This is a genomic window from Shewanella sp. SG41-3 (assembly GCF_014164545.1).
GTDB lineage: Bacteria > Pseudomonadota > Gammaproteobacteria > Enterobacterales > Shewanellaceae > Shewanella > Shewanella vesiculosa.
The window spans coordinates 1-344 of record NZ_JACJFJ010000035.1 but is presented as its reverse complement, the minus strand read 5'-3'; the positions used below and the strand labels follow the sequence as shown (position 1 = coordinate 344).

The window sequence follows — 344 nt, the reverse complement described above, 5'->3', positions numbered from 1 at the left end:
TAACGTATCAACTGTGTCCCATTCGTCTAGAGGCCTAGGACACCGCCCTTTCACGGCGGTAACAGGGGTTCGAATCCCCTATGGGATACCATATTTAAGATGGTTGAACATGATTCGAAACTGTTTTTTAGAAAAAGTGTTTAATGATCTACATAGCACTGGTGTTTAGCCTACAGACACCAATGAGTATTCACTCGATGCAGAGTATAACGTATCAAATGTGTCCCATTCGTCTAGAGGCCTAGGACACCGCCCTTTCACGGCGGTAACAGGGGTTCGAATCCCCTATGGGATACCATATTTAAGATGGTTGAACATGATTCGAAACTGTTGTTTTAGAAAAA

The 344-nt window shown here is 43.3% G+C and carries 2 tRNA genes; both read left to right on the top strand.

Annotated elements, in window-relative coordinates:
* Window positions 1–15 precede the first annotated feature (15 nt).
* Window positions 16–91 (top strand) — tRNA-Glu (locus tag H5164_RS19855).
* Between the two features lie 131 nt (window positions 92–222).
* Window positions 223–298, top strand: a tRNA-Glu gene (locus tag H5164_RS19850).
* Window positions 299–344: the final 46 nt, after the last annotated feature.